Here is a 26,736-nt window from a genome sequence, read left to right as displayed (position 1 = left end):
GTCATGAACAAGCTCACCATCGCCGCCACCGCACTCTTCCTCGCGTCGACCGCGGCCGCGCATGCCGGCAATTCGATCTCGTTCCAGATCGAAGGCCAGCGCATCCGCATCGAGACGCCGCGCAACTGCGCCTCGCTCGACTGCGTGACCATCGTGGCGCCGGGCCTGTCGGACAAGCCGATCAAGCTGAACAACATCAACCTCAAGGGCCTTGGCTCCAAGGACGATGACGTCGACACCACGCCGGCTCCGGCCACCACCGCCGCGCAGCCCGTGCCAGCTCCGGTGCAGCAGCAGCCCGTGCAGCAGGCGCCGGTCCAAGCGACCGCGCCGGCCGCCCCTGCGATTGCCGCCCCCGCAGCTCCCGCCGCGACGGTTGCCGCCGCTCCGTCCGTCGGCTTCGACAACACGGTGCAGCCCGCACCCGCCGCAGCTCCCGTTGCTGCGCCCGTGCCGGTCGCCGTTGCTCCCGCGCCGGCGCCGGCCGCCAACACGCCGATCGGCGTCTGGGCGACCGAAGAGAACAAGGGCAATGTCCGCGTCGAGCAGTGCGGCGCCAATCTGTGCGGCTACGCCGAGAAGACCAACGAGCGCATCCTGATCAACATGAAGCCCGAGGGCTCGAAGTGGAGCGGCCGCATCCACGACCCGGACTCCGGCCGCAACTACGACTCGACCATCGCGATGAAGGGCCCGAACGCGATGCGCGTGCAGGGTTGCGCCTTCGGCGGCATGTTCTGCGGCGGCCAGACCTGGAAGCGCGTGAGCTGACGCCGAAGGCATCAGCGGCAGAAATGCCTTCTTGTTTTTATGATGGCGCCACGTCCCTGACACCGGGACGTGGCGTTTGAACGTTCGCCTCTCCCATGCGACAGACGTTCATCCGCCATTCAGCTCAATCAGGCTGAAATCGGCCGATCTCGCCTCGCGTTTCTCACCGGGACTCCCTCGTGATTTCAATGGTGGCCTGGCGCCGCTTCGTGTTCGCGCTTCCGCTGCTGGCCTTGCCGCTGGCCGGCGCGAGCGTGGCTTGTGCATCCGATGCAATCGAGCTCGCACAGGCGCAGCCGCAGGCACAACCGGCGCCCGCCCCCTCCCCGACGCCCGCAGCTTCGCCGACACCGGCCGCGGACGCGCAATCCGCCGCCGTCGAGCCGATCGGCAACGTCGCGACCGTCACGGGGATCGCGACCGTGATCCGCGACAAGAATTCCTATCCGCTGCGCGTGCGCGACGACATCTATCTCAACGACGTCGTGCAGACCTCGTCGAACTCCTCGCTCGGCATCACCTTCAACGATGCGACCACGTTCAACCTCTCCGCCAGCGCCAGGATCACCATCGACAATTACGTCTATGAGGACGGCGGCAAGCAGAATTCGGCGATCTTCGACATCGGCAAGGGCACGGTTGCCTTCGTTGCGGCGGCGGTGGCAAAGACCGGCGACATGAAGATCGCGACGCCGACCGCGACGCTCGGCATCCGCGGCACCACCGGCGTCGTCGACGTGCCTGAGGGTGCGGCCGCGAGCAGCGCCAGCAACGTCAACATCAAGCTCTATCCCGACGCCGACGGCCGGGTCGGGCACATCGAGGTCAACGACCGCACCAGCGGCACGCGGCTCGGCGCGCTGACGCAAGCCGCAAGCGGCTTTGCGATCCGGCCGGGCGCCGGCGGCACAAGTGGCATGCGCTTTGCGGCCGTGCCGATCACCATTGCCCCGCAGCAGATCGCGCGCGACCGCAGCTTCGTCAGCCAGGTGCACCTGGCGCAGACCACGGGCCGCCAGATCGTCACCGAGCAGCGCGACTTCCGCCGCGCCAATCCGACCGCGATCAGCCGCATTCCGCGACCGGCGCAGCCGCCGCAGCAGCAGCAATTGCGGCCGACGACGGCGCCGGGCCAACAGCCGCAGCGGCCGAATGGTCAGCCTGGCCAGAACAACCGTCCGGGTCAGCAGCAGCCGGGCACGCCAAACCGGCAAGGCGCTCAGCCGCCGCAGCGGCAGGGCCAAGGACAACAAGGACAAGGCGGCGCGGTGCAGCCGGGTACGCCGCGCGCGGGCCAGCAGCAGCAGGGTCAGCGGCAAGGTGCGGGCCGGCCCGCCGGCGCACCTCGCACCGGACCCAGCGTCCAACCCGGCGGCACGCCGCAAACCCAGCCGCCGCGCGCCGGCCAGACTCCCGCACAGCCGGGAGGAGCCGTGCCGCCGCAGCCGGGTACGACACCGCAGCCGCAAGCGCCGCGCACCGGATTGCAGCCGGGCCAGCCGCCCGCAGTCCAGCAGCCCGGCGGCATCCAGCGCCAGGGCGGATTCCAGCAGCGCCCGCCCGCCGCACAACGCCCCGCAGCGCCGCGCAAGCCGGCGCCCGCTCCGAAGGAGAAGAAAGAGCGGCGGTAGGCATCGAGTGCGCCACATCGCCGGTGCGCTCCCTCGCCCCGTTCTTACGGGGGCGCGACGAGCTTCACTCGCCCTGAGAGGGTTGAGGTGAGGGGCTGCTTCCGCGAGCTCGATTTCAATTGTCGGCGGAGCACCCAGCTCGATAATTGTCGTGCGTGTCGGATGGACTTCCATTTTTGCAACGGTGTGCCCTGCCCCTCACCCGGATCGCTTGCGCGATCCGACCTCTCCCCGCTGAAGGGCGGGGAGAGGTAAGAAACGACAACTCACGCCTCGCCGCGCAGCCAGGCCTTCACCTTTTGCAACAGACCGTGGCGCAGCTCGTCGACCGACGCGGCCTCGGCGGGCGTCAGCGTCTGCAAGGCTGCGTCGACGTCGTCGCTCGCCGGCCGCGGCTCGGGTGCGGCCGAAGATGCAAGGCCGGCGGCGGCGATCGCGATCGGGCCGATCTGGATCAGGAAGGCGCGCTCGTATTCGCGCGACAGGCGCACGATCGCATCGTCCAGCGTCAGCCAGTCGACCGCCTTGATGTCGTTCATCAGCTTGCGGACCGGACCGCCCTCGGCCTCCATGCGCCAGAAATGCACGACCTTGGAGCGGCCGCCCGACTGATAGACGAGCGTGCCCAGGAATTCGTGGATGGCGACCTCGTGACCGGTCTCTTCCAGCACCTCGCGGTGCGCGGCCTGTTTCGGCGTCTCGCCGTCGTCGAGCTTGCCCTTCGGCAAGACCCATTCGTTGCGCTTGCGCTGGCGCACGACCGCGACCAGCGGCGGCGCGCCACGCCGCAGCACAATACCTCCCGCCGCCATCACCGGCGCCCGCGCCATCACCAAATCCGTGTCGATCTATTCGTCCCCGCCGACCATATAGGCGGCGGGGACGGCGGATTGAAGGCTACTTTTTTCTCCTGAGCAGCGCTTGACCGGCGCGAATGCGGGTGCCCTCGGCGATGCCGTCGCAAAACGCAAAATCGCCGGGCGCGAGGATGATGATGGTCGAGCCGTGCTCGAACCAGCCGAGCTCCTCGCCCTTGCTCACGTTGACGTCGCAGGGGAAGTTGACCGGGCCCTTCGTCTGCGCGTTCAGCACCATGTCGAGGAAGTGCAGGCGGATGCTCGCGACGAGAATCGCTGCGACCGGCACCAGCGTCACCGCCTCGCCGGTGGACAGATGCGTGCGGATCACGGCGCGCTCGTTCTTGCAGAACAGGCGCTCGACCCGCTTCAGCGCGATCGGGTTGACGTTCCAGACATCGCCATGGATCAGCGTGACGCGCTCGATATGGGCGTCATAGGGCGCATGGAAGCGGTGATACATGCTCGAGGTCAGCCGCAGCGTGACGAAGGATCCGTTTCGGTGCTGGTCGACCAGCGCGGAATCGCCCAAAAGATCGAGCAGCGAATAGGGCGCGCCCTTGACCTGGAACAGCTCGGTATCCGCGATCCGGCCATGCGCGCCGACGATGCCGTCGGAGGGGCTGGCGACAATGGATGGGTCGGGATCAAACGGACGCAGGCCCGGCTTCAGCTCCCGGGTGAAGCAGTCGTGCAGGCTCTTGAAATGCGTTTTCCGCGCCTCCGACAGGTCGAGGTCGGAGAACAGCTTCCACAGCGCGATCGAGAAATCCCGCACCAACGGATTCTCGATCTTGGAGAACCAGCCCATGAAGCGGGTCAACGCGGCGCGGGGGATGCGGTTGGTCAACAGGAAGTTGAGGTCTTCCTGCTGGGTGAAAGAGGCGATGAGGGCTTTGACTGTCATGAATCTGTCAGCTCGCAGTATTAGCGCTTGTTGTCATGGAAACGACACTCCCGATTCTCTCGATGTCCGTGGCCGCCGCAGCGTCCGCTGCCGCCGCCTTCCCGAAGCTCAAGGCGCGGATCGAACTCTCCCGCGCCAAGCACCGCTCGCTCGCCGGGCACTCCAAGATGTCGCGCCGGGTGGCGCGGCTGCTCCCGTTCTACGAGTTCGGAGAGAACGACTATTTCTCCTGCGACGGCGCACCCGCGAACATCGCGGCCCAGCGCAAGGACGGCTTCTTCCGCCTCGCAAGCCTCTACGCCGAGCGCTACCCGAAGGGGCGCGCGATGACGAAGGAAGCCGCGGAAAAGATCTCCGACCTGAACTTCACCGAGACCTACCGCGTGCCGTTCCAGTTCTCGCGCCTCGTCCGCGAGCACCTGGGCACCTCGACCTTCATGGAATCGTCCAGCGGCGTCACCGTCACCGATGTCGACGGCAACACCTCCTACGACCTCACGGGGTCCTACGGCGTCAACATCTTCGGCAACGATTTCTACAAGGAGTGCATCGAGGGCTCCGAGAAGCGGGCGCACGCGCTGGGTCCCGTGCTCGGCCCCTACCACCCCGTCATCCTCGAGAACGTGGCGCGGCTGTGCCAGATCTCGGGCCTCGACGAGGTCTCCTTCCATATGTCCGGGACCGAGGCCGTGATGCAGGCGGTGCGGCTGGCGCGCTACCACACCAGGCGCACGCATCTCGTCCGCTTTGCGGGGGCCTATCACGGCTGGTGGGGCGATGTGCAGCCCGGCGTCGGCAATCCGATTCCCGCGCACGAGACCTACACCCTCGCCGAGATGTCGGAGAAGACGCTGCATGTCCTGCGCACGCGCAAGGACATCGCCTGCGTGCTGGTCAATCCGCTGCAGGGCCTGCATCCGAACGCCAACGCGCCCGGCGATTCCTCGCTGGTCGACAGCTCCCGCGGCGGCAATTTCGATCGCGCGGCCTACACCGCGTGGCTCAAGAAGCTGCGCGAGGTCTGCACCGAGCGCGGCATCGTGCTGATCTTCGACGAGGTCTTCGTCGGCTTCCGCCTCGCCGCCGGCGGCGCCCAGGAATACTTTGGCGTGCGCGCCGACATGGTGACCTACGGCAAGAGCCTCGCCGGCGGCCTGCCGGTCGGCGTGGTCTGCGGCAAACGCGAGCTGATGCGCCGCTTCCGCGACGACCGCCCCGCCGACGTCTGCTTCGCCCGCGGCACCTTCAACTCGCATCCCTACGTCATGACGGCGATGGACGAGTTCTTGAGCCGGCTCGCCAGCCCGAACTTCCGCGCCATCTATGACGGGCTGGACGCGACCTGGAACGGCCGCGCGGAAAAGCTCAACCAGATGATGGAGAGCGCCGGCATGCCGGTGCGGTTCGCAAACTTCTCGTCGATCTGGACGGTGAAATACACCACCCCGTCCCGCTACAACTGGATGCTGCAATATTACCTGCGCGCCGAAGGCATGGCGCTGAGCTGGGTCGGCACCGGCCGGCTGATCTTCAGCCTGAACTACACCGACGCCGACTTCACGGAAGTGGCCGAACGCTTCGTCCGTGCGGCCGAGAAGATGAAGGCCGACGGCTTCTGGTGGCACGACGGCGCGCTCACCAACAAGAACATCAAGCGGCAGATTTTGAAAGAGATGCTGGCCAAGCGTTTTGGTCGCTGAGGCTTTTCGCTGCGCCCCGAACACCGCCCTATCCTCCCCCTCTCCCCGCTTGCGGGGAGAGGGTTGGGGTGAGGGGGACTCACCGCGAGCGCGGTGAGAGTTGGCGAGCGATCGGCTAGCCACGCCCCCGCGGAGAGCCCCCCTCACCCGCCGCGCTACGCGCGTCGGCCTCTCCCCGCGCGCGGGGAGAGGCGAAAAGGCCCCCAAGACGTGGATGCCCGGGACGAGCCCGGGCATGACGCAACCATCAGACATCGGAGCGTTGTGTGTACGCAGCGCGCTCAGGCGTGCTGCTCTTCGAGCGTGGGCTCGGAGATCAGGCTCAGCGTGTGCTCGGGGTTGAGGTGCAGGCCGGGATCCATCAGCTCGCCGCGCATCAGGGCGAGCGGCGCGCTGCGATAGAGCATCAGATCGTGGAAGGGGTCGGTCAGGATCTTGGTCATCCAGACGAGGCCGGTCTCGACGTCGCGGATGAAGAACAGGTGCACGGTGCGGAACAGAAGACCGCCGCCGCCGACCACGAGCCAGATCTTGGCGACCTGCCGCATGAAATCGGTCGCGCTCGCCCAGGGCGTGAACAGGCCGAACAGCGTCGGATCGGCAAGCAACACCAGCGGCGAGGCCGCCCAGATCGCCATCAGCACCACCTTGCGCTGAAGGTTGTAGCCGACCTTGATCTCTTCCTTGTACTCGTGCGTCGCCTGGTTGATGTGGTCGTAAGTGTGCGGCTCGAAGAAGAAGTGACCGGCCTGGCGCGAGGTCATCGAGACCAGCCAGCCGACCAGCGCCGAGATCACGGGATCGACGAACAGCCAGACATAGGCGAAGAGGAAGCTCAGCGCGCTGATGAAGTGCAGGCTCTGATTGATGCGGCTATGGTGATAGTAGCGATGGTCGTCCCAGCGCTGGATCCGCAGCTGCTCGAGATAATTCTTGATCATGCTCTCCCCCAAAATGCTTTCGGGTACGGGATTACAGGGATTCGATGTACGCCGTGTGACATCATCATTTTGTCATGTGACGATGTGCAGCGGCGCGATGACGCACGTGTTACTCTCTGCCCCTCATCCTGAGGAGCGCGGAACGCGCGTCTCGAAGGATGAAGGCCGAGGTGCAGCAGCACGGGCCTTCATGGTTCTCCGAGCGATGCGAAGCATCGTCCGGGAGACGGCGCTTGCGCGCCTCCTCACCATGAGGAGCAGCAGTCACGCGGCCTTGGCGACGTCGACCTTGCGGAAGCGCACCAGCGAGAAATGGCCGAGCGGCGGAATCAGGCGGCGCTCGGCGAGCTCGATGCCGGGGGCGCCGGCCAGCCACTTGGCATAGCGTGACCAGGCGAACTCGGCGGTGCGGAAGCCGAGCGGACGCACCACCGGCTGCAGCTTCTGCTCGATGAAGCGGCGCATGCCGGCATCGGCGCTGACGCGGGTCAGGATGATCAGCTCGCCGCCCGGACGCAGCACGCGGGCGAATTCGTCCAGCGCCTTCTCCGGGTTCGGCACGGCGGTGACGACATATTGCGCCATTACGACGTCGAAGGAATTGTCGGGGAATTCGAGCTTCTCGGCATCCATCACCGCGAGGCCTTCGACATTCTTCAGCTTGCCTTCGGCGACGCGCTGGCGCGCCTTGTCGAGCATCGCTTCCGAAATGTCGGTGCCGAAGATGCGCAGGTTCGGGGCGTAGAGCGGCAGCGAGATGCCGGTGCCGACGCCGACCTCGAGCACGCGGCCGCCGATCTTGTTGGTGGCTGCGATCGCGGCCTGCCGGCCCTTGGCGAACACGCCGCCGAACACGAGATCGTAGACGGGCGCCCAGCGATCGTAGGCCTGCTCGACCGTGCCGCGGGTGAGGTCGAGCTGCTGGGTGCCGTCAAGGTTCATGATCTTAGCCATCGGTGAGGTTCTCGCTGGGGGTCAAAAGGTCGATCAGCCGCGCACCGGCCGCCGCGCCATGACTGGCGAGGCGCGCAGGATGCGGCTGGGCTGAAGTGAGGTGAGGTTTCCGACGAACTGGCGCGCGCTGTTCTCCCAGGAGCGCTCCAGCGCGAAGTTGCGGCAGGTCTCGCGCGACATGGTGAGTGCGCAGAGGCACGCGGTGCGCAGATCATGGTCGATCGCGCCGATCGGGTGATCGGCGATGACGTCCTTCGGGCCCGTCACCGGGAACGCCGCAACCGGCGTCCCGCAGGCCAGCGCCTCGAGCTGCACCACGCCAAAGGTGTCGGTGAGGCTCGGAAACACGAACACGTCGGCCGCGGCAAGATGCGCGGTCAGATCCGCGCCCTTCTTCTCACCGAGGAAGACCGCGTCCGGATATTTCTTTTCGAGCGCCGCCTTCTGCGGGCCGTCGCCGACGACGACCTTGGTGCCGGGCAGGTCGAGCGCGAGGAACGCTTCGAGATTCTTCTCCACCGCCACCCGGCCCATGGTCATGAAGATCGGGCGCGGCAGGGCGAGCTTGGCCGGAGAGTCCGGGTGGAACAGCTCGGTGTTGACGCCGCGCGTCCAGAAGCCGAGCCGCTTGAAGCCGCGCTCGGACAGCTCCTGCCGCAGCGAGGGCGTCGCCACCATGGTCATGGCGGCGGCATCGTGGAAGTGGCGCAGCACGGCATAGCCAACGCTCGCGGGGATGCCGGTCCGCACCGAGACATATTCCGGAAAGCGCGTGGTGTAGGAGGTGGTGAAGGCGAGCCGGTTGCGGCGGCAATAGGCCCGCGCGGCCCAGCCGATCGGCCCTTCGGTCGCGATGTGCAGCGCTTCCGGTGCGGCCTTCTCGATCCGCCGCGCGATCTCCTTAGCGCTCGGCAGCGCAATACGCAGGCCCGGATAGGTCGGCAGCGGCCACGACGGAAAGCCTTCCGGCGTGAGGAAGTCGATCTCGACGTCGAGCGCCTTGGCGGCGCCCGCCAGCGAGGTGAGCGTCCGGACCACCCCGTTAACCTGCGGATGCCAGGCGTCAGTCGCGATTAATACCCGCATGGGGAAATCCCGAGAGTTTGATGATTCTCGGCTTTGGACCATCAACCACGGATATTTCAGGCGTGTGACATCACAGAAGTGTCGGCCCGGTGTTTTGTTCGTTAACGGACCCACGCGGCCACGAAACTGTCATGAAACAATCCTTGCCGCGATGAAACCGTTTTCGGTTTTCCGCGCAAACGTCCCGAAACTTCTTTCCGTTAGTGATCCAGGCAACAGAGCACCGCAACGGTGCCGGGGTGACCACGAACACCCGCGCAAACAGGGGCGACCACATGTTCAATCTGGACACGTTCAAGACGTACTCGCGCGCCGTTGCTTTCAGTGCAGTGGCGATCTCCGCAATCGCATTCGCAGGTCCGGCCAAGGCCGCGCCGGTGCAGCTCTTCCCCTTCTTCCAGCCGCTGCCGCCGATGGCCGCGCCGCAGCCGATCCAGCCCTATCAGCCCTACCAGGCGCCGACCTATCAGAGCGCGCCCTCCGAGGATCAGGACGCGGTCGAGATGCCGGCCCGCTTCCGCCGCCAGACCGTCTCCTACGCGACGCGCGAAGCGCCGGGCACCATCATCATCGATACGCCCAACACCTATCTCTACTACGTGCTGGGCAACGGCCAGGCCGTTCGCTACGGCATCGGCGTCGGCCGCGACGGCTTCACCTGGTCCGGCATCCAGTCGGTGACCAAGAAGGCCGAGTGGCCGGATTGGACCCCGCCGCCGGAGATGATCGCCCGCCAGCCCTATCTGCCGCGCCACATGGCCGGCGGCCCCGGCAACCCGTTAGGGGCCCGCGCCATGTATCTCGGCGGCACCATCTACCGGATCCACGGCACCAACGCGCCGGACACGATCGGCAAGCACGTCTCCTCAGGCTGCATCCGCCTGACCAACGACGACGTCACCGACCTCTACTCCCGCGTCAGCGTCGGCACCAAGGTGATCGTGCTGCCGATGACCGAGCGACGCGCAGAGCTCGGCGCCGCGACCCGCTAAAGCGACAGGACATTGTGACGCAAACGGCCCCGGAACCCACCGGGGCCGTTTTCGTTGGCCCTCGACATCCCGATGCGCGCCTGTTGCGGCGCGATCCCCGATGGAGGCGCAGATGCAATCCCGCCTGCAAACATCGCCAAGCAGATGGCTGCGCCCGATCGCCCGCGCCGGGGCATTGACGCTGCTCCTGTCCGCGCCCTCTTCGCGCGCCCAGCAACCTGCGAACGACGAGGCAGCTCAGCAGGCGTTCAACAATTCCTGCCGCACCTGCCACTCGGTGAAGGAGGGCGACAATCGTCTGGGCCCCAATCTCAGCAAGATTGTTGGACGGAAGGCAGGCTCGCTGCCCGACTACAACTACTCTCCGTCGATGAAGGAAGCCGGCTTCGTCTGGGACCAGGACAAGCTCACCCGCTTCATGGTCAAGCCGGATGAAGTTGTCTCCGGCAACAAGATGCAGCCCTATGGCGGCGTCTCCGCGGACGAAGCAGCCAAGGTGGTTGCGTATCTGCAGGCGGCGTCGGGCGCACAATAGCGGCGCCGGTGCCACGTGTTGAGGCCCGCATCGGAAATCGCAGCGCATCCTTCGAGACGCCCACCTTCGGCGGGCCCTCGGGATGAGGACTGAGTGTGTGGCTTCAAATCATTCCCGAGGCGTCCGTTAGCTCGAACAACCACGACTCATCTCTTGCACCAAGCCGCAGATGCCAGTTAGCCTCATCCTGAGGAGACCGCGAAGCGGTCGTCTCGAAGGACGAGGCGTGCACGATGACTGAAGGCGTGTGGCTCTACATTCTCAGATGCACCGATGGCAGCTACTACATCGGTACAACACGAACCGAACTCGAAATCAGGATCGCGCAGCACAACACCGGCGCGTTCGCGGGCTATACAAAGTCACGCAGGCCAGTGACGCTCGTATTCTCGCAATGGTTCGACAGGGTCACGGACGCGATCGAATGCGAACGCAAACTCAAGAAATGGAGCCGCGCCAAGAAGGAAGCCTTCATGCGCGGCGATTTTGCCGAGCTGCATGAATTGGCGAAGCGCGGATCACATCATCCTTCGAGACGCCCGCCTGCGGCGGGCCCTCAGGATGAGGGCTGAGTGTGCGGCGACACTTTGCTGAAGCACGGATGCCAGTTGATCCTCATCCTGAGGAGCCGCGTCAGCGGCGTCTCGAAGGCCGAGGCGTGCACGGGATAGCCTCTCACCCGCCGCCCGCCCCTCGCCGCTCCGCGATCAGCCTCAGCCACGCCGCCGCATGAAACGCGCTCATCAAGAGATACATCGGCACCATGCCGCCGAGCAGAGAGCCCTGCCCGGCGCCGCACAGCATGTCCGCCGGGCCGCCGCCGAGCGCGGCGGTCAGCATGGCCATGACCGCGAAGGTCGGCGTCGCCGCCAAGGCCAGCCATCTGGCGAGGCGGCGCCCGGCCGTCACGCCATCGCAGCTGGCGGGCGCAGTTGCGCTGACGGGACTAGTCACGACCTTCCGCGGCCTCCTCGCGAAACGCCTTCCCGCCGGCGTCCGTGACCTCGACCCATCGCTTGTCGGGCGCAGCGCCCTCGACATAGCTGTCGTGCCAGTTCCACCATTTGTAGGTCGGCGTCTGCGGATAGCCCTTGGGTGAATCCTCCCAGACCTCCTGCCGGCCGAGCGGCGTGATGTCGAGATAGTTCCAGGTGCCGCCCATCTGCTCGTCGCCGCGGCTCTTGACGAAATAGGTGCGGAAGATGCGCGTCCCGTCGCGGTAGAACACGTTGGTGCCGTGCCACTCGTCCACGCCGAAATCGGCATCGAAGCTGTCGGTGATGGTGACCCACGGCATGGTCCAGCCCATCCGCTTCTTCAGCCTGGCGATATCGGCCTGCGGCGCGCGCGAGGCGAAGACCAGCGTGGTGTCGCGGGCGTTCAGGTGCGATACATGGGCGACCTGGTCGGCGACCATCGAGCAGCCGCGGCAGGCATGATCCGGCCAGCCGAACACGCCCGGCTCGAAGAAGGCCCGGTAGACGATCAGCTGCCGCCGGCCCTGGAACAGGTCGAGCAAACTGACCTTGCCGCCGGGCCCCTCGAACGCATAGGTTTTGTCGACGACCATCCAGGGCATGCGCCGGCGCTCGGCGGCCAGCGCGTCGCGGGCGCGGGTATGCGCCTTTTCCTTCACGAGCAGTTGCTGACGGGCTGCCTCCCAGTCCTGCGGCGACACCACCGGCGGTGTTTGCATGGCGGCCTGTCCGTTACTTCCTGCTTTTTCTGCTGATGTCATCATGGCTCTCCAAACCTCTCTCCCGGGCGCCAATTCCGCGTCGCGCTCTGGCAGACGTGGAACCGCTCGCCCCTCACCGCACATTGTCGGCCGTCAACGATTTCTGGCACCAAGCGGTTGCGTGGTGGGAGTAACAAGTGTGGCGGGATTGAAATGGAGTCGCTGATCACCGCCGCGGCGCGTGCGCTCGAAGCCGGCGATCCGCTCGGCGCACTGAATCGTGTCGCCTTGCGCAACGATGCACCGTCGCTGGCGCTGCGCGGCATCGCGATGGCGCAGCTCGGCGATCTCGCAAAGGCGAAGACGCTGCTGCGCAGCGCCGCGCGTGCCTTCGGTCCGAGAGAGGCGGTGGCACGCGCAAGATGCGTCGTGGCGGAAGCCGAGATCGCGCTCGTCTCGCGCGACCTGAGCTGGCCCGCGAAGACGCTCGCGGCCGCGCGGGCGACGCTCGAAAAGCATGGCGATCTCGCCAATGCCGCCCATGCCGGCCACATCGAGGCGCGCCGTCTCCTCCTCCTCGGGCGCATCGACGAGGCCGAGCGCACGCTGGTCGAGGTCGGCAGCGCATCGCTCCCGCCTGCGTCCCAGGTGGCGCGCGAGCTGGTGGTCGCGGGCATCGCGATCCGACGGCTCAGGACGGAAACCGCGCGCACCGCACTCAGCCGCGCGGCAAAGGCAGCGCGGCTGGCGGGAATCCCGGCACTCTCGGCCGAGGTCGACAGCGCGAACCGCATCCTCGACACGCCGGCCGCGCGCCTGATCGCGCGCGGCAGCGAACACCCGCTGTTGCTCGGGGAGGTCGAAAGACTGGCGACCTCGACGGCGCTCGTCGTCGACACCTTCCATCATGTGGTGCGCAGGCAAGGCGTTGCCGTGTCGCTCGGAACGCGGCCGGTGCTGTTCGCGCTCGCCCGTCTTCTGGCGCAGGCTTGGCCCGCGGATGTCTCGCGAGAGACGCTGATATCAGGTGCGTTCCGGGCGAAGCACGCCGATGAATCGCATCGCGCGCGATTGCGCGTCGAGATCGGGCGGCTCCGCACCCAGCTCAAGCCGCTGGCCGATGTCAGCGCGACGAAGCAGGGTTTTGTGCTGGCGCCGCGCAAGACGCGCGACGTCCTCGTGCTGGCCCGGCCCGTCGAGGAGAAGCACGCCGCCGTCCTCGCCTTCCTCTCCGATGGCGAGCCGTGGTCGAGCTCGGCGCTCGCGCTGGCGCTCCGAACGAGCGCGCGCACCGTGCAGCGCGCGCTCGAGGAGCTCGCGCGATCGAACAAGGTGCAGTCGTTCGGACACGGACGGGCGCGCCGCTGGATGACCCCGCCCGTCCCGGGCTTCCCGACAGGCTTGTTACTCCCCACGCCGCTGCTGAAGACGTAAGATGGATCAGTTCACGGGGATCAAGCACATGAAACGTTCAGCCGCCGAGATCGTCAGGGAGTACGGGCCCTTTCCGGGTGTCGAGGCCGTGCACGGCGTGACCTATGACGGCACGCATGTCTGGTTCGCATCCGGCGACAAGCTGAACGCGGTCGATCCGGCCAGCGGCAAGCTCACTCGCTCGATCGATGTCGCCGCGCACGCCGGGACGGCGTTCGACGGCCGCCACCTGTTCCAGATCGCCGAGGACCGCATCCAGAAGATCGACGCCGCGACCGGCAAGGTGGTCAACACCATCCCGGCGCCCGGCGGCGGTGGCGATTCCGGACTTGCCTGGGCGGAGGGTTCGCTGTGGGTCGGCCAATATCGGGAGCGCAAGATCCATCAGATCGATCCGGAGACCGGGGCGGTGCTCCGCACCATCGAGAGCAAGCGCTTCGTGACCGGGGTGACGTGGGTCGACGGCGAGCTCTGGCACGGCACCTGGGAAGGCGACGAAAGCGACGTGCGGCGGATCGACCCTGAGACGGGCAAGGTGCTGGAGCAGCTCGACCTGCCGGCGGGCACGATGGTCTCGGGCCTGGAGTCCGATGGCGGTGACCGTTTCTACTGCGGTGGCGGAGATCGCGGCAATGTGAGAGCGGTCCGCCGTCCGCGGCGCGGCTAGCCCCGCGATGACGGCCTGAATGTGCGGCAACGGCGCGCACGCGGCCGTTAACACATTCGCCCCAATTCCACCCCATCGATGCGCTCTAGCGCCCTCCTCTCCCGCCCTGTAGAATCCCTCGCGGGCGGCCTGGGGGTGAGATGCGTCTGGCGTTGAATTTCAAGACTATCCTGATTGCCGTGGCGGTGCTCGCGGCGTCGTTCTTCATCAGCCTGAAGGCGATGGACTGGCTGTCGCCGCGCGCGACCAATTCCGCGCCCCCGGTCGCACAGCTGCCGCCGCTGCCGCCGGCCTCGAAGAGCTCGATCGTGGTCGCGCCGGTCGCCATCGCGATCTCGGCGATCCGCGAGCAGGCCGAGAAGGCCGCGCCGCGCAATTTCGCCGGCAAGGCCGACAATCCGATCTCGCAGATCCTGGAGAACGCCGACATCGGCTGGTCGGCCGTGCGCGGACCGATGGCGGCTGCCGGCGACAAGGACGTGCTGACCATCTCGACGCCGCTCAGCGGCAAGCTGAACGTGACGGGCTCGCTGTCCGCCAAAGCCACGGGCGCACTCGGCGACGCGCTCGGCAGCGTGCTCGGCGGTGACGCGGCGAAACGGATCGGCGCGGTCAACATCAAGAACTTGAACGCCAGCGCCGAGATCAAGGGCAACGTGGTCGTCACCTCGCGTCCGAAGCTCGCGGCCAACTGGCATCTCGAGCCCAATCTCGGGGCGCAGGTCAATCTCGGCGACACCAACCTCAACGTCTCCGGCGCCAAGGTCAACGTGCCGGCGCAGGTCAAGCCGCTGATCGACAAGAACGTCGGCGAGCAGATCAACATCGTCTCCGAGCGCATCCGCAACGATCCGTCGCTGCGGGAGAATGCCAAGCTGCAATGGGCCAAGGCCTGCCGTACGATCCCGCTGCAAGGCTCGGGCTCGTCGGCGGCGCTGCCGCCGCTCTGGCTCGAGATGAAACCGACCCGCGCCATCGCCGCGCAGCCGCGCGTCGACGCCCAGAACGTGACGCTGCTGCTTGGCCTCGAGCTGGAGACGCGCGTGACCTCGGCGCCGTCCAAGCCGGACTGCCCGTTCCCCGACAAGATCTCGATCGTGCCGCCGACCGGCACCGGCGTGAGCATCGGCGTGCCGATCGACGTGCCCTTCACCGAGATCAACAAGCTCATTGCGGCGCAGATGGTCGGCCACACCTATCCCGAGGACGGCTCGGGCCCGGTCGACGTCACCGTGAAGAGCGTCAACGTGGTTCCGTCCGGCGACCGGTTGCTGATCTCGCTTCTGGTGCGCGCGAAAGAAAAGAAGAGCTGGCTCGGCCTCGGCGCCGAGGCGACCGTGCATATCTGGGGCCGACCGATGCTCGACCAGGCGCAGCAGACGCTGCGGCTCGCCGACATCCAGCTCGCGGTGGAATCCGAGGCGGCCTTCGGGCTGCTCGGCGCGGCGGCGCGCGCGGTGGTGCCGCAGATGCAGCAGGCGCTGGTGCAGAAGGCGACGCTCGATCTGAAGCCGATCGCCGCCAACGCCCGCGAGAAGATCGCGGCCGCGATCTCTGACTACCAGAAGAGCGAGGACGGCCTCAAGGTCGACGCGAAGATCGACAGCCTGACGCTCGCCGACATCGCCTTCGATTCCAAGACGCTGCGCGTGGTCGCGGAAGCCGGCGGCTCGCTCAACGTGTACGTGACGAAGCTGTCGGGGATGTAGCGCGTCTTCACTCAACCAAGCCAGCGCGTGTCTTCGTCGCTTGCGCCGCTAGCATTCTCATCGGAGGATGCTAAGCTGTTCTTCGCAACCTCGAACGAGGTCCTGACAGCACTGTAGCCGATGACGCGAGGACAACATGGAAGCCGGCATGGTCACGCTTGCGCCGGCACTGGTGCGATTTTCCGGCATACAGAAGACCTATGATGGCGAGCACCTCGTGGTGAAGAACCTCGACCTCGACATCAGGAAGGGCGAGTTCATCACCCTGCTCGGCCCGTCGGGCTCGGGCAAGACGACCACGCTGATGATGCTGGCTGGCTTCGAGGTTCCGACCCATGGCGAGATCTATCTCGCAGACCGGCCGATCAAGAACATGCCGCCGCACAAGCGCGACATCGGCATGGTGTTCCAGAACTATGCCTTGTTTCCGCACCTGACGATCGCGGAGAATATCGCCTTCCCGCTCTCCGTCCGCAAAATCAACAAGGCGGAAGCGCAGGAGCGCGTCAGGGCGGCGCTCCGCATGATCAAGATGGAAACCCTGGCGCACCGGCGGCCCGGGCAGCTGTCCGGCGGTCAGCAGCAGCGCGTGGCGCTGGCTCGCGCGCTGGTTTTCAATCCGCAACTCGTGCTGATGGACGAGCCCCTTGGCGCCCTCGACAAGCGCCTGCGGGAGCAGATGCAGCTGGAGATCAAGCAACTGCACGAGACGATGGGCATCACCGTCGTCTACGTCACCCACGATCAGAGTGAAGCGCTTACCATGTCGGACCGCATTGCCGTGTTCAACGACGGCATCGTGCAGCAAATCGACAGGCCCGACGCGCTGTATGAGCATCCGGTGAACAGCTTCGTCGCTCACTTCATCGGCGAAAACAACGTGCTGGCCGGCACCGTCGAGACGGTCGACAAGGACTATTGCCGGGTCGCGCTGGCGGGTGGCGGCGCCGTCACCGCACGGGCGGTCAATGTATCAGGCGCGGGCGCATCGACATCCCTGTCGGTGCGGCCGGAGCGCGTCGCCATTGTCCCGGACGGCACCTCCAGCGACGGACCGAACCGGCTGCCGGCCAGGGTGCAGAACACCATCTATCTCGGCGACCACGCGCTGGCCGTGCTCGATGTCGCCGGCAACGGGGAGTTCATGGTCAAGCTTCAGCCGGGAGCGCATCACAGTCTCATTCCTGGCGAAAGCGTGTTCATCACCTTCCGGCCCGAAGATTGCCTCGCCCTCGATCCCGTTTGATCCGAACCTGCAACGATCAACGTCAACGTAACGCACATGAAGAAGGAACAAGGACCATGCTGAAGCGCAAAACTGGCAGGATTGCTCTGGGTTTCGTCGCGGCATTCAGCGCCAGCGTTGCGCTGGCCACGGTCGCACAGGCGCGTGACCTCACCGTCGTGTCGTGGGGCGGCGCGTATCAGGATGCGCAGAAGAAGGTCTATTTCGAGCCGTTCAAGAAGGCGGCCGGGGCTCCGATGAACGACGAGTCCTGGGACGGCGGTGTCGGCGTGCTGCGCGCCAAGGTGCAGGGTGGTGCCGCCACCTGGGACGTCGTGCAGGTGGAGAGCGACGAACTCGCGGTCGGCTGCGAGGAAGGCCTGTTCGAGAAGCTTGACTATTCCAGGATCGGCGGCGAGGCCGCCTATATCCCGCCATCGGTCAACGCTTGCGGCGTCGGCGCCATCCTCTACGATTTCGTTCTCGGCTACGACAAGGACAAGCTGAAGCAGGCCCCCAATGGCTGGGCCGACTTCTTCGACACCAAGAAGATTCCGGGCAAGCGCGCCTTGCGTCAGGGCCCGAAGACCACGCTGGAGATCGCCCTCATGGCCGACGGCGTCGCGCCGAAGGACGTCTACAAGGCGCTGGCGACCGACGAAGGCGTCGAGCGCGCGTTCAAGAAGCTGGACACCATCAAGGGCGACATCGTCTGGTGGAAGGCCGGCGCGCAGCCGCCGCAACTGCTCGCCTCCGGCGAGGTGGCGATGACCTCGGTCTACAATGGCCGCATCGACACCGCGAACAAGAACGAGAAGAAGAATTTCGGCATGGTGTGGGACGGCGCGCTCTTCACCCTCGACAGCTGGGTCATCCTGAAGGGTAGCCCGAACAAGGACGCGGCCTACAAATTCCTGGACTTTGCAGGCAAGGCGGAGAACCAGTCAAAACTGTCGGAGAACATTGCCTATGGCACCTCGAACAAGGACGCAGCCGCTCTGCTCGCGCCCGCCGTTCTGAAGGACCTGCCGACAGCGCCTGACAACATCAAGAACGCGGTCGAGATCAACGTTGCCTTCTGGCTCGAGAACATCGACCGCTTGACCGAGCGCTTCAACAAATGGGCCGCGAAATAGCGCGCCCCGCAAGGCTCGACCAATGACGAATGCGCTTTTGACCGGCGCCGATGCGTCGACCGAGGTGCCGCTCAAGCGCCGATTGAGGCGTGCGGAGCGGACACGCCAGGTCAAGGCATTGGCGCTGGTAGCGCCGCTTCTCGTCTTCCTGCTCTTCACCTTCGCAGGCCCGATCGCCGGCATGCTGTGGCGCGCCGTCGATGACCGGGAGGTGCGCCAGGTTCTGCCGCAGACCATAGCTGCTCTCGCCGACTGGGACGGCAAGGACCTGCCGGACGAAAAGGCCTTTGCAGCGCTGGCAAGCGACATCCAGGCGGCGCGCGCGTCCGGCACCATGGCCGTCGCGGCCAAGCGGCTCAACTACGCGCTGAACGGCTTCCGCACGATCCTGACCAGCACGGCACGCAATCTGAAGGCGGCGCCGGAGCGAGGGGCGGCCAAGGAGACGCTGGGCAGGATCAATCCGGCATGGCGCGAACGCGCCACCTGGACAACGATCAAGGACGCCAGCGGCCCAACGACCGGCTTCTACCTTCTGGCGGCGCTCGACCTGACGCGGAACGCGGACGGCGCGATCGTCGCAGCTCCGCCGGATCAGGCCATCTACCGCGACGTGTTCGCCCGCACCTTCCTCATCAGCCTCAGCGTCACGGCACTCTGCCTGATCCTCGGCTTCCCGGTCGCGTACCTGCTGGCGACGCTGCCGCCGGGCCGGTCGAACCTGCTGATGATCTTCGTCCTGCTGCCGTTCTGGACATCGCTTCTGGTCCGCACCTGTGCCTGGATCGTGCTGTTGCAGAGCAAGGGCGTCGTGAACGACAGCCTGCAGTGGCTTGGCATCATCGACCAGCCGTTGCGCCTGATCTACAACCGCTTCGGCGTCTGCGTGGCCATGACCCACGTTCTCCTGCCGTTCATGATCCTGCCGCTGTACAGCAGCATGAAGGCGATCTCGCCTGCTTACATGCGCGCCGCCGCCTCGCTCGGTGCGCCACCACTCACCGCCTTCCTGCGGATCTACCTGCCCCAGACGCTGCCCGGCATCGGCGCGGGAAGCCTGCTCGTCTTCATCCTGGCGCTCGGCTACTACATCACACCGGCACTCGTCGGGGGCGCCGCCGACCAGATGATCAGCTACTTCATCGCGCTCTACACAACCGAGACGGCCAATTGGGGCCTTGCTTCGGCGCTGGGTGCGGTGCTGCTGCTCGCCACTGTCCTGCTCGCTCTCGTCTACGGCAAGCTGGTGCAGGGCCAGCAGGTCACGGGAGGAATGAAGAATTGAGCGACAATTCCACCCTCCGCACGCCCAGCCAGCGCATCGCGTGGACCGCGACCATCATCATCTCCACGCTGGTGTTCATCTTCCTGATCGCGCCGATCCTGGCGATCATGCCGCTGTCGTTCAGCTCGGGCTCGTACCTCACCTATCCGCTGCCGGGCCTCTCCTTGCGCTGGTACGACGATTTCATCAATTCGCCGCGCTGGATGAATTCGCTGAAGAACAGCATGATCATCGGCGTTGCCTCGACTCTGCTGTCGATGGTGCTTGGTACTTTGGCCGCGCTGGGGCTGGCGCAGTGGAAGAGCCGGTTCAAGCCGCTCGTGCTCGCGTTCGTGCTGTCGCCGGTCGTCGTGCCCGGCGTCATCACCGCGGTCGGCCTGTATTTCTTCTTCGCGCCGATCGGGCTGACCGGCAGTTACCTCGGCTTGATCCTGGCCCACACCGCGCTGGCAACGCCCTTTGTGGTGATCACGGTCGGCGCGACGCTGCAAAGCTTCGACACCAATTTGGCGCGCGCCGCCGCCTCGCTCGGCGCCTCGCCGCTTGATGCGTTCCGCCGCGTGATCCTGCCGCTGATCCTGCCGGGCCTCGCCTCAGGTGCGCTGTTCGCCTTCGCGACCAGCTTCGATGAGGTGGTGATCGTGCTGTTCATGGCAGGTCCGGAGCAGCGCACCCTGCCGCGCGAGATGTTCAGCGGCATCCGCGAGAACATCAGCCCGACCATCACGGCAGCGGCGGTGATTCTGACCACGGTATCGGTCATCCTCCTCGCCACCCTGGAAGGCTTGCGCCGGCGCAACGAGCGGCTCAAGGGCAGCAGCGCCTGAAAGGCCCCCGCTGTCATTCCGGGGCGCGCGCAGCGCGAGCCCGGAATGACAGCGGGCCGCAGCGACGGTGGATGAATGGATTCTCTGATGCGCAACTGCGCATCAAAGCTCGCGCCCCAGAGGGCGCGCCCCGGAATGACGACAGACCCCCTCCATATTTCTCATCCCCCTCACGCATCTTTGGCTTAGCTGCCGCGACCGTTTGTCGCTAGAACAATCCCCGCAACAACGCCCCAAACAACAACACACAGGGAGAAAACAACATGCAAAAACTCATCGCCGCCACAGCAGTCGGTCTCGCGCTCGCCGCTACATGCGGCACGGCGCGGGCGCAGATTTCCGACGATGTCGTCAAGATCGGCGTGCTCACGGACATGTCGAGCCTCTATGCGGACGCGACCGGCAAGGGCTCGCTCGCCGCCGTCGAGATGGCGGTCGCCGATTACGGCGCCAAGGTCGCGGGCAAGCCGGTCCAGGTGGTTGCCGCCGATCACCAGAACAAGCCCGATGTCGGCGTCAACATCGCCCGCAACTGGTACGACAACGACAAGGTCGACGCGATCTTCGACGTGCCGACCTCATCGGTCGCCCTGCCGATCTCGGCGCTGACGCGGGAAAGGAACAAGATCAACATCAATTCCGGCGGCGGCTCCTCCGATATCACCGGCGTCGCCTGCTCGCCCAACACGGTGCACTGGACCTACGACACCTATGCGCTGTCGAACGTCGCCGGCAAGGCGATGGTGAAGCGCGGCGAGGACACCTGGTACTTCGTCACCGCCGACTACGCCTTCGGCATGGCGCTGCAGCGCGATGCCGCCAACGTGGTCAAGGAGAGCGGCGGCAAGGTGCTCGGCGAAGTCCGCCATCCGCTCAACTCGTCGGACTTCTCCTCCTTCCTGCTCCAGGCCCAGGCCTCCAAGGCCAAGGTGGTCGCGCTGGCCAATGCCGGCGGCGACACCACCAATGCGCTGAAGCAGGCCGCCGAGTTCGGCCTCACTCAGGGCGGCCAGAAGATGATCGCGCTCCTGCAGGAGATCACCGACACGCATTCGCTCGGCATCAAGGCGACGCAGGGCCTGATCGTCACCGACGCGTTCTACTGGGACATGAACGAGGAGACGCGCGCCTTCTCGAAACGCTTCAACGAGAAGGTCGGGCACATGCCGACCATGATCCAGGCCGGCCTCTATTCGGCAACCATGCACTATCTGAAGGCGATCGAGGCCATCAAGACCGACGAGGCGCCGAAGGTGATGGAGCAGATGCGCTCAACGCCGGTCAACGACTTCTTTGCAAAGAACGGAAAGATCCGCATCGACGGCCGCATGGTCCACGACATGTATCTGTTCGAGGTCAAGAAGCCCGAGGAGTCCAAGGGTGAGTGGGATCTCTACAAGCTGATCGCCACCGTGCCCGGCGACGAGGCATTCCGTCCGCTCGACAAGGGCGGCTGCCCGCTGGTGACGCACTAAACAGGGCTCTCCCTCTCCCCGCTTGCGGGGAGAGGGTTGGGGTGAGGGGGAGTCTCCACAACGACGGTGACAGTTAGACTCGCGGAGAGTCCCCCTCACCCACTTCGCATCTTCGATGCGAAGTGACCTCTCCCCGCAAGCGGGGAGAGGTGAGGAAGAGCACGACAGCGCGCCCGGCGAAAACCGGGCGCGCGTCGTTCAAATCGTCACGCGAACCGCATTACTCCGAGTACTTGAACTCGGGCATGTTCTTCAGCTCGTCCTTGCTCGCGTTGAACACGGCGTGGTCCGGATACCACTTCGACGAAGCCGTCACGGTCGTCGCGGTCTTGTCGGTGCCGGTCGCGGCACCCGTGGTTGTGGTCGTCGCCGGCTTGGCGTTCGGATTTGTGCCGGCCGCGCCGGTATAGGCGACGGCCTCATTGACGAACTTCAGCTTGTCATAGGGCACGGCAACCAGATGCTCGCCCATGCCGAGGAAGCCGCCGACGCCGATCACGGCGATCTTGATGGCGCCGCTCTTGTCCATCAGCAGATCGTTGATCGAGCCGATGTTCTCGTTGGCGTCGTTGTAGATCTTCAGGCCCGGCATCTTCGACGTGCGCCATTCACCCGAGGCCGACGTGGTCGTCGTGGTGGTGGCCGCGGTCGGCGCCTTGTCGGTGGTGGCGGTCGGCGATTGCGCAAACACAGCAGTCGCAAGCAGCGCGGTGCCGGCAAGGCCGGCGGCGATTGATTTCATCAGCATTGTTGTCCTCTCCTTCAGCAAAAACTCGTATGGAGAGAACAGCGCCGATCACGCGCAGTTCCTAAGCTGCGGCGATTTCGTCGCACAACGGTGGCGCTGCGTTGCAGTGAAAGTTCCTCACGTCACGCAGGAACGTTCCAATGCACAGTTCCCCGCCGACGATCATGCGCCCTGGGTGAAGCACGAGCGCGGCGGGGAACGCGCCGACCTGCGTCGCTCAGGTCAGCTCTTGTAGTCGATCAGGAGTGCGGAGAAATCCGAGTTGCTGGACGAGTTGCCGTTGGCACCATACGACGACGCCGACGATTGCGACTGCTGAAGCGCCTGGAGGAATTGCTGGAGAATCTCCGCCGTCGTCGAATAGCTCGACGTGCTGCTGGTGGAGTCCGTCGACGACGGATCCGAAGAACCGTCGTCCGGCGGCGGGCCGGGCGGCGGTCCGCCTGCGCCACCGGCTCCGCCCGCACCACCGGGACCGCGCGCGAAGGCGGACTGAAACACGCCCTTGAGCTGTTCGGCCTGGTCCGAGGTCAGCGTCCCGTTCGACACCTCGTTGGAGATGAGGTCGTCGATCTTCGACTTCATGTCGTCCCTGGAGGGACGCGCGCCGCTCGACTGGTCGCTCGAGCGGCTCTGCTGGAGCGCCGTGTCGATGTCGGTCAGCGCGGTCGAGAGCGCGGACTGGTCCGACGACGAGATCGTGCCGGCGGAAACTTCCGATTGCAATTCCTGCTGCAGCCGCTGTAGCGGCGACTGATGGGTACCGGCGGAGGCCGCCGAAATCGAGGTCATGATGGCTCCGTGGATCTTGCGGGGTTTCTTGTATGGCCGCGCCACGGTATGGTTAACGGCCTTAACGAGATCTTGCCGCTCCACTGCCCGGGTGTGTCCCGGCATTGCGACGGGGCCTGCAGAAACAATCCGAAACAAAAATCTTCGCCTTTTGGCCCGAATCTTGGACAAACAAAGCGCATGGCCATTCTCAATCCCAACATCCTGGTCGTCGAGGACGACCGCGAAACGCGGACGTTGATTGCGAAGTACCTGCGCAACAACGCCTGTAACGTCACCGCCGTGAGCGATGGCCGCGAGATGTCGCGCGCCATGGCCGATCATCGCGTGGACCTCATCATCCTCGACGTCATGCTGCCGGGCGAGGACGGCCTGAGCCTCTGCCGCAAGGTGCGCTCGGAGGCGCAGACGCCGATCATCATGCTGACCGCGCGCGGCGAGGACGTCGACCGCATCGTCGGCCTCGAGATGGGCGCGGACGACTATCTGGCAAAACCCTTTAACCCGCGCGAGCTGCTCGCCCGCATCAACGCGGTGCTGCGCCGCCAGGCCGCAGCCCAGGCGGCGAGCTCGATCGAAGGCGCGAGCACGCTCGCCTTCGAGGGCTGGCGCATCGACCTGCGCCTGCGCGAGCTGCGCAACCCGGAGGGCGCGCGCGTCGCAGTGACCAGCGCCGAGTTCGATCTGCTCAGGACGTTCTGCGAACGGCCGGGCCGCGTGCTGTCGCGCGACAGCCTGCTCGACCTCACGCAGGGCCGCAACACCGGCTCGTTCGAACGCTCCATCGACGTGCTGGTCAGCCGCATCCGCCGCAAGATCGAGCCCAATCCGCACGATCCGACCATCATCAAGACGGTGCGCTCCGGCGGCTATCTGTTCACGCCAAGAACTGAAGCAGCGAGAACTGAAGCAGCAAGCACCGGAGTGGTCGCGGTCCCCCTGGGCAACTGAAGGGGGCGCCGACGATGAAGCCGTTCGGGTTCTTCCATCTCAAGGGTATCGGCGGGCAGATCGCAGCCCTGGTGCTGGCTTCCACCGTCGCGCTCCATCTCGTCGTCACCGCCGCCTTCCTGATCAGCCGGCCGGACCGCCCGGACACGCCGCCGGACGGCGCCCATCAATTGACCGATGCCGCGCTGCTGCTCGGCTCGGCCGAGGCCGGCGAGCGGCCGCGCCTCGTCGCCGACCTCGCGCGCGCCTTTCCCAAGCTCGGCATCGAGATGCACGCGCCCGGCACGGCGGCCATTGTCGCGACGAGCGACAGCCAGCACCTGCGCGGAATGCGCCGTCATCTCGGGCGCGGCTACAAGGTGGCGCAGCTCGCCGCCGACGACACCGCGCACCGCGTCGGCGTCGAATTGCCAGACGGCAGCGTGATCGCCGGCCGTGTCGATGGCGGCCCGCGGCCGTGGTTCTGGGGCGCACCGTGGCTGACGGCGCTGATGACCACCTTCATCTGCGTCACCGTGCTCGGCCTGTGGGCGGCGCGCGCGCTGGCCGCGCCGCTGTCGTCCTTTGCCGAAGCCGCCGAGAATTTCAGCCTGGACGGCGAAGCCGATCCGCTGCCCGAGCGCGGCCCGGAGGAGATCCGCTCGGTGGCGCGCGCGCTCAACCGCATGCATGAGCGGATCGCGCGGCTGATGTCGGATCGCACCAGAATGCTGGCGGCGATCAGCCACGATCTGCGCACGCCGATCACGCGGCTGCGCCTGCGCGCCGAGTTCATCGAGGACGAGGTCAACCGCAAGCGCATGCTGATCGATCTCGACCAGATGCGCTCGATGCTGGAATCCGTGCTGTCGCTCCTGCGCAACGACCGCAACGTCGAGGCGGTGACGCTGGTCGACATCGCCAGCACGCTCCAGCTCATTGCCGACCAGTTCGGCGACATGGGCCATGTCGTGCACTATGACGGCCCCGCTTCGGCCACCGCGGCCGCGCGCCCCGACGACCTGCATCGCGGCGTCACCAACCTCGTCGAGAACGCCGTGCGCTACGGCGCCGAGGTCACGATCCGCCTCGACATATCCGGCACTAGGCTCGTCATCGACGTCGAGGACGACGGCCCCGGCATTTCGGATGCACGCAAGCAGGAGATGCTGGAGCCGTTCGCGCGCGGCGACGATGCGCGCACGATGGACGAGTCCACCGGCTTCGGCCTCGGCCTGTCGATCGCGCACGCGATCGCGATCGCCCATGGCGGAACGCTGTCGCTGCACGACCGCACGCCGCACGGGCTGATCGTGCGGATGGAGCTGCCGGTCTGGCAGGAGCCGCGGCTCGCCGCGTAGAGCGTCGCTTAAGCCGCGAGCGGGGTGTGCGTGACGGCGACCTCGTCGAAGATCGCCACCGCCTCGAACTGATAATTGCAGGCGCGGCACGTCCAGAGATAGGAGATGCGCCCCTCGCCCGGCTCGATCCAGTCGGGCTTCGGAATCGGCGCGCCGCATTGAGCACAGGGATTTTGCCGGGGGATGTCGCCGAAATGTGCCTTGGCCAAGTCCGCGCTGACAAAGTCCGCGTTGGCCATGTTGGTTTTTGTCATGGCACCTCTCCCGATTTGCAGCGTTTTCATCCTCGCTTTCGCGTCTGCGCGCGAATAGACAGACGTACTGTCGCGAGCGGGGTCGTCCGCCCCGAGGCTCAGCTACGCCAGCATTGCGTCGTAACAGCGGCTCGGCGCCGCAAAATCGTCAGCGGCGGCGTTTGGTCACATCATCGCCGTGTTCCGGAGGCCTAAAGCATGATCCGGAAAAGTGCACCGCGGTTTTCCGAACAGATCATGCTCAAACAATAACAACAGCCGGGCGCAGGTCGCTCAGGGACGTCAGGGATATCTGATGAAAATTTTACGTGTCGCCGCGCTCATCGCGGCCGGACTGGTGTCGCCGCAGGCCGCGTTCGCGGGTGAAGCCGAGTACGCCGAGATGGTCGCGGCCCATGCCCGCGCCAACGGCGTGCCGGAAGCGCTGGTGCATCGCGTCATCATGCGCGAAAGCCGCTATCAGCCCGGCCTCGTCGGCCATGGCGGCACCATCGGCCTGATGCAGATCAAGCTCGCGACCGCCCGCGGCGTCGGCTACACCGGCGATGCCGCCGGCCTGCGCGATCCCAACACCAATCTCACTTACGCGGTCAAATACCTCGCCGGCGCCTATCGCGCCGCCAATGGCGACCATGCCCGAGCCGTGCGTTATTTCGCTGGCGGCTATTACTACGTTGCAAAGCGGCAGCGCCAGGAAACGGCGCAGCAGATGGTGCGAGAGGCCAGCAACGAGGCCTGGCTGGAGCCGAACGGCAACCCGCAGCCGATGTTCGGCACCACGCCGCACAAAAAGCTCGCCCAGCGCGTCCGCAACGCGCGGGCCCAGGTTCCACACTAACCG

The 26,736-nt window shown here is 66.0% G+C and carries 27 protein-coding genes; 17 read left to right on the top strand and 10 right to left on the bottom strand.

Annotated features, from left to right (window positions below; genetic code table 11):
• Positions 1-3 precede the first annotated feature (3 nt).
• Both EI171_RS14510 and EI171_RS14505 read left to right on the top strand, forming a co-directional pair.
• Positions 4-771, top strand: a complete 768-nt coding sequence (locus EI171_RS14510) for a DUF2147 domain-containing protein (protein WP_161533680.1) — start codon at positions 4-6, stop codon at positions 769-771.
• Positions 772-959: 188 nt separating this feature from the next.
• Positions 960-2,402 carry a FecR domain-containing protein gene (locus EI171_RS14505; RefSeq protein ID WP_161537001.1) on the top strand — a complete coding sequence of 481 codons (1,443 nt, stop codon included), beginning with the start codon at positions 960-962 and terminating at the stop codon, positions 2,400-2,402.
• Positions 2,403-2,668: 266 nt separating this feature from the next.
• Here the strand turns inward: EI171_RS14505 and EI171_RS14500 are convergent, their stop codons facing one another.
• Together EI171_RS14500 and asd are read right to left on the bottom strand one after the other, a co-directional pair.
• Positions 2,669-3,232, bottom strand: coding sequence for an NUDIX hydrolase (locus EI171_RS14500; protein WP_161533679.1), 564 nt, complete (start codon positions 3,230-3,232; stop codon positions 2,669-2,671).
• A 67-nt stretch (positions 3,233-3,299) separates the two neighbouring features.
• Positions 3,300-4,166 (bottom strand): archaetidylserine decarboxylase, encoded by an 867-nt coding sequence (gene asd, locus EI171_RS14495; protein ID WP_161533678.1) that lies wholly within the window; start codon positions 4,164-4,166, stop codon positions 3,300-3,302.
• A gap of 35 nt (positions 4,167-4,201) precedes the next feature.
• Here asd and EI171_RS14490 point away from each other — a divergent pair, with 35 nt between their 5' ends.
• Positions 4,202-5,866, top strand: coding sequence for an aminotransferase class III-fold pyridoxal phosphate-dependent enzyme (locus EI171_RS14490; protein WP_161533677.1), 1,665 nt, complete (start codon positions 4,202-4,204; stop codon positions 5,864-5,866).
• 281 nt (positions 5,867-6,147) lie between these two features.
• On the opposite strand, the gene EI171_RS14485 is transcribed toward EI171_RS14490, so the two are convergent.
• The 3 genes from EI171_RS14485 to EI171_RS14475 form a co-directional block, all read right to left on the bottom strand.
• Positions 6,148-6,807 (bottom strand): hypothetical protein, encoded by a 660-nt coding sequence (locus EI171_RS14485; RefSeq protein ID WP_161533676.1) that lies wholly within the window; start codon positions 6,805-6,807, stop codon positions 6,148-6,150.
• 264 nt (positions 6,808-7,071) lie between these two features.
• The gene (locus EI171_RS14480) at positions 7,072-7,761 is read right to left on the bottom strand and encodes a methyltransferase domain-containing protein (protein ID WP_011089374.1); all 690 of its coding nucleotides are present in this window, start codon (positions 7,759-7,761) and stop codon (positions 7,072-7,074) included.
• A gap of 33 nt (positions 7,762-7,794) precedes the next feature.
• Complete coding sequence (locus tag EI171_RS14475) at positions 7,795-8,847, bottom strand: glycosyltransferase family 1 protein (protein WP_161533675.1); 1,053 nt, start codon at positions 8,845-8,847, stop codon at positions 7,795-7,797.
• 275 nt (positions 8,848-9,122) lie between these two features.
• Here EI171_RS14475 and EI171_RS14470 point away from each other — a divergent pair, with 275 nt between their 5' ends.
• The 3 genes from EI171_RS14470 to EI171_RS14460 all read left to right on the top strand — a co-directional run bounded on the left by EI171_RS14470 (position 9,123) and on the right by EI171_RS14460 (position 10,946).
• Entirely contained in the window at positions 9,123-9,839 is a 717-nt protein-coding gene (locus tag EI171_RS14470) for a L,D-transpeptidase (protein ID WP_161533674.1), read from the top strand.
• 112 nt (positions 9,840-9,951) lie between these two features.
• Complete coding sequence (locus tag EI171_RS14465) at positions 9,952-10,374, top strand: cytochrome c family protein (protein WP_246740539.1); 423 nt, start codon at positions 9,952-9,954, stop codon at positions 10,372-10,374.
• Positions 10,375-10,607: 233 nt separating this feature from the next.
• Positions 10,608-10,946 carry a GIY-YIG nuclease family protein gene (locus EI171_RS14460; protein ID WP_161533672.1) on the top strand — a complete coding sequence of 113 codons (339 nt, stop codon included), beginning with the start codon at positions 10,608-10,610 and terminating at the stop codon, positions 10,944-10,946.
• Between the two features lie 103 nt (positions 10,947-11,049).
• On the opposite strand, the gene EI171_RS14455 is transcribed toward EI171_RS14460, so the two are convergent.
• Entirely contained in the window at positions 11,050-11,328 is a 279-nt protein-coding gene (locus tag EI171_RS14455; protein ID WP_161533671.1) for a hypothetical protein, read from the bottom strand.
• Entirely contained in the window at positions 11,321-12,115 is a 795-nt protein-coding gene (locus tag EI171_RS14450; protein WP_161533670.1) for a DUF899 domain-containing protein, read from the bottom strand. The genes EI171_RS14455 and EI171_RS14450 overlap by 8 nt, the downstream gene beginning before the upstream one ends.
• Before the next feature lie 150 nt (positions 12,116-12,265).
• Here EI171_RS14450 and EI171_RS14445 point away from each other — a divergent pair, with 150 nt between their 5' ends.
• From EI171_RS14445 to EI171_RS14410, 8 genes are all read left to right on the top strand, one after another.
• Positions 12,266-13,486, top strand: a complete 1,221-nt coding sequence (locus EI171_RS14445) for a helix-turn-helix domain-containing protein (protein WP_161533669.1) — start codon at positions 12,266-12,268, stop codon at positions 13,484-13,486.
• A gap of 28 nt (positions 13,487-13,514) precedes the next feature.
• Positions 13,515-14,153 carry a glutaminyl-peptide cyclotransferase gene (locus EI171_RS14440; RefSeq protein WP_161533668.1) on the top strand — a complete coding sequence of 213 codons (639 nt, stop codon included), beginning with the start codon at positions 13,515-13,517 and terminating at the stop codon, positions 14,151-14,153.
• Between the two features lie 140 nt (positions 14,154-14,293).
• A complete protein-coding gene (locus EI171_RS14435; protein WP_161533667.1) occupies positions 14,294-15,862 on the top strand; it encodes a DUF4403 family protein in 1,569 nt (522 codons plus the stop codon).
• 136 nt (positions 15,863-15,998) lie between these two features.
• Positions 15,999-17,108 carry an ABC transporter ATP-binding protein gene (locus EI171_RS14430; RefSeq protein WP_161533666.1) on the top strand — a complete coding sequence of 370 codons (1,110 nt, stop codon included), beginning with the start codon at positions 15,999-16,001 and terminating at the stop codon, positions 17,106-17,108.
• A 56-nt stretch (positions 17,109-17,164) separates the two neighbouring features.
• Positions 17,165-18,223, top strand: coding sequence for an ABC transporter substrate-binding protein (locus EI171_RS14425; protein WP_161533665.1), 1,059 nt, complete (start codon positions 17,165-17,167; stop codon positions 18,221-18,223).
• Between the two features lie 22 nt (positions 18,224-18,245).
• Positions 18,246-19,508 (top strand): ABC transporter permease, encoded by a 1,263-nt coding sequence (locus EI171_RS14420; RefSeq protein ID WP_161533664.1) that lies wholly within the window; start codon positions 18,246-18,248, stop codon positions 19,506-19,508.
• Positions 19,505-20,335, top strand: a complete 831-nt coding sequence (locus EI171_RS14415) for an ABC transporter permease (protein WP_063921533.1) — start codon at positions 19,505-19,507, stop codon at positions 20,333-20,335. The genes EI171_RS14420 and EI171_RS14415 overlap by 4 nt, the downstream gene beginning before the upstream one ends.
• 263 nt (positions 20,336-20,598) lie before the next feature.
• On the top strand, positions 20,599-21,810 hold the full coding sequence (locus EI171_RS14410; RefSeq protein ID WP_161533663.1) for an ABC transporter substrate-binding protein: 1,212 nt from the start codon (positions 20,599-20,601) through the stop codon (positions 21,808-21,810).
• 220 nt (positions 21,811-22,030) lie between these two features.
• Here EI171_RS14410 and EI171_RS14405 read toward each other — a convergent pair whose 3' ends face one another.
• Both EI171_RS14405 and EI171_RS14400 read right to left on the bottom strand, forming a co-directional pair.
• Positions 22,031-22,558, bottom strand: coding sequence for a PRC-barrel domain-containing protein (locus EI171_RS14405; RefSeq protein WP_028176286.1), 528 nt, complete (start codon positions 22,556-22,558; stop codon positions 22,031-22,033).
• A 222-nt stretch (positions 22,559-22,780) separates the two neighbouring features.
• Complete coding sequence (locus tag EI171_RS14400) at positions 22,781-23,350, bottom strand: hypothetical protein (RefSeq protein ID WP_161533662.1); 570 nt, start codon at positions 23,348-23,350, stop codon at positions 22,781-22,783.
• A gap of 180 nt (positions 23,351-23,530) precedes the next feature.
• Between EI171_RS14400 and EI171_RS14395 the strand changes: the two genes are divergently transcribed.
• Complete coding sequence (locus EI171_RS14395; protein ID WP_028176288.1) at positions 23,531-24,301, top strand: response regulator; 771 nt, start codon at positions 23,531-23,533, stop codon at positions 24,299-24,301.
• A 14-nt stretch (positions 24,302-24,315) separates the two neighbouring features.
• A complete protein-coding gene (locus EI171_RS14390; protein ID WP_161533661.1) occupies positions 24,316-25,641 on the top strand; it encodes an ATP-binding protein in 1,326 nt (441 codons plus the stop codon).
• An 8-nt stretch (positions 25,642-25,649) separates the two neighbouring features.
• On the opposite strand, the gene EI171_RS14385 is transcribed toward EI171_RS14390, so the two are convergent.
• Entirely contained in the window at positions 25,650-25,895 is a 246-nt protein-coding gene (locus EI171_RS14385) for a hypothetical protein (RefSeq protein ID WP_161533660.1), read from the bottom strand.
• 295 nt (positions 25,896-26,190) lie between these two features.
• Here EI171_RS14385 and EI171_RS14380 point away from each other — a divergent pair, with 295 nt between their 5' ends.
• Positions 26,191-26,733, top strand: coding sequence for a lytic transglycosylase domain-containing protein (locus tag EI171_RS14380; RefSeq protein WP_060908634.1), 543 nt, complete (start codon positions 26,191-26,193; stop codon positions 26,731-26,733).
• Positions 26,734-26,736: the final 3 nt, after the last annotated feature.

Origin of the sequence: Bradyrhizobium sp. LCT2, assembly GCF_009931255.1 — a bacterium.
GTDB lineage: Bacteria > Pseudomonadota > Alphaproteobacteria > Rhizobiales > Xanthobacteraceae > Bradyrhizobium > Bradyrhizobium diazoefficiens.
This window is presented reverse-complemented; position numbering and strand designations above follow the sequence as displayed.

Excerpts from the sequence above, each read along its gene's own strand:
- EI171_RS14435 (WP_161533667.1), top strand. The coding sequence starts at position 14,294 with ATGCGTCTGGCGTTGAATTTCAAGACTATCCTGATTGCCGTGGCGGTG.
- EI171_RS14445 (WP_161533669.1), top strand. The coding sequence starts at position 12,266 with ATGGAGTCGCTGATCACCGCCGCGGCGCGTGCGCTCGAAGCCGGCGAT.
- EI171_RS14400 (WP_161533662.1), bottom strand. The coding sequence starts at position 23,350 with ATGACCTCGATTTCGGCGGCCTCCGCCGGTACCCATCAGTCGCCGCTA.
- EI171_RS14390 (WP_161533661.1), top strand. The coding sequence starts at position 24,316 with ATGAAGCCGTTCGGGTTCTTCCATCTCAAGGGTATCGGCGGGCAGATC.
- EI171_RS14395 (WP_028176288.1), top strand. The coding sequence starts at position 23,531 with ATGGCCATTCTCAATCCCAACATCCTGGTCGTCGAGGACGACCGCGAA.
- EI171_RS14510 (WP_161533680.1), top strand. The coding sequence starts at position 4 with ATGAACAAGCTCACCATCGCCGCCACCGCACTCTTCCTCGCGTCGACC.
- EI171_RS14500 (WP_161533679.1), bottom strand. The coding sequence starts at position 3,232 with ATGGCGCGGGCGCCGGTGATGGCGGCGGGAGGTATTGTGCTGCGGCGT.
- EI171_RS14425 (WP_161533665.1), top strand. The coding sequence starts at position 17,165 with ATGCTGAAGCGCAAAACTGGCAGGATTGCTCTGGGTTTCGTCGCGGCA.
- EI171_RS14380 (WP_060908634.1), top strand. The coding sequence starts at position 26,191 with ATGAAAATTTTACGTGTCGCCGCGCTCATCGCGGCCGGACTGGTGTCG.
- EI171_RS14475 (WP_161533675.1), bottom strand. The coding sequence starts at position 8,847 with ATGCGGGTATTAATCGCGACTGACGCCTGGCATCCGCAGGTTAACGGG.
- EI171_RS14450 (WP_161533670.1), bottom strand. The coding sequence starts at position 12,115 with ATGATGACATCAGCAGAAAAAGCAGGAAGTAACGGACAGGCCGCCATG.
- EI171_RS14420 (WP_161533664.1), top strand. The coding sequence starts at position 18,246 with ATGACGAATGCGCTTTTGACCGGCGCCGATGCGTCGACCGAGGTGCCG.
- EI171_RS14480 (WP_011089374.1), bottom strand. The coding sequence starts at position 7,761 with ATGGCTAAGATCATGAACCTTGACGGCACCCAGCAGCTCGACCTCACC.
- EI171_RS14410 (WP_161533663.1), top strand. The coding sequence starts at position 20,599 with ATGCAAAAACTCATCGCCGCCACAGCAGTCGGTCTCGCGCTCGCCGCT.
- EI171_RS14440 (WP_161533668.1), top strand. The coding sequence starts at position 13,515 with ATGAAACGTTCAGCCGCCGAGATCGTCAGGGAGTACGGGCCCTTTCCG.
- EI171_RS14490 (WP_161533677.1), top strand. The coding sequence starts at position 4,202 with ATGGAAACGACACTCCCGATTCTCTCGATGTCCGTGGCCGCCGCAGCG.
- EI171_RS14465 (WP_246740539.1), top strand. The coding sequence starts at position 9,952 with ATGCAATCCCGCCTGCAAACATCGCCAAGCAGATGGCTGCGCCCGATC.
- EI171_RS14485 (WP_161533676.1), bottom strand. The coding sequence starts at position 6,807 with ATGATCAAGAATTATCTCGAGCAGCTGCGGATCCAGCGCTGGGACGAC.
- asd (WP_161533678.1), bottom strand. The coding sequence starts at position 4,166 with ATGACAGTCAAAGCCCTCATCGCCTCTTTCACCCAGCAGGAAGACCTC.
- EI171_RS14430 (WP_161533666.1), top strand. The coding sequence starts at position 15,999 with ATGGAAGCCGGCATGGTCACGCTTGCGCCGGCACTGGTGCGATTTTCC.
- EI171_RS14460 (WP_161533672.1), top strand. The coding sequence starts at position 10,608 with ATGACTGAAGGCGTGTGGCTCTACATTCTCAGATGCACCGATGGCAGC.
- EI171_RS14505 (WP_161537001.1), top strand. The coding sequence starts at position 960 with ATGGTGGCCTGGCGCCGCTTCGTGTTCGCGCTTCCGCTGCTGGCCTTG.
- EI171_RS14470 (WP_161533674.1), top strand. The coding sequence starts at position 9,123 with ATGTTCAATCTGGACACGTTCAAGACGTACTCGCGCGCCGTTGCTTTC.
- EI171_RS14385 (WP_161533660.1), bottom strand. The coding sequence starts at position 25,895 with ATGACAAAAACCAACATGGCCAACGCGGACTTTGTCAGCGCGGACTTG.
- EI171_RS14405 (WP_028176286.1), bottom strand. The coding sequence starts at position 22,558 with ATGCTGATGAAATCAATCGCCGCCGGCCTTGCCGGCACCGCGCTGCTT.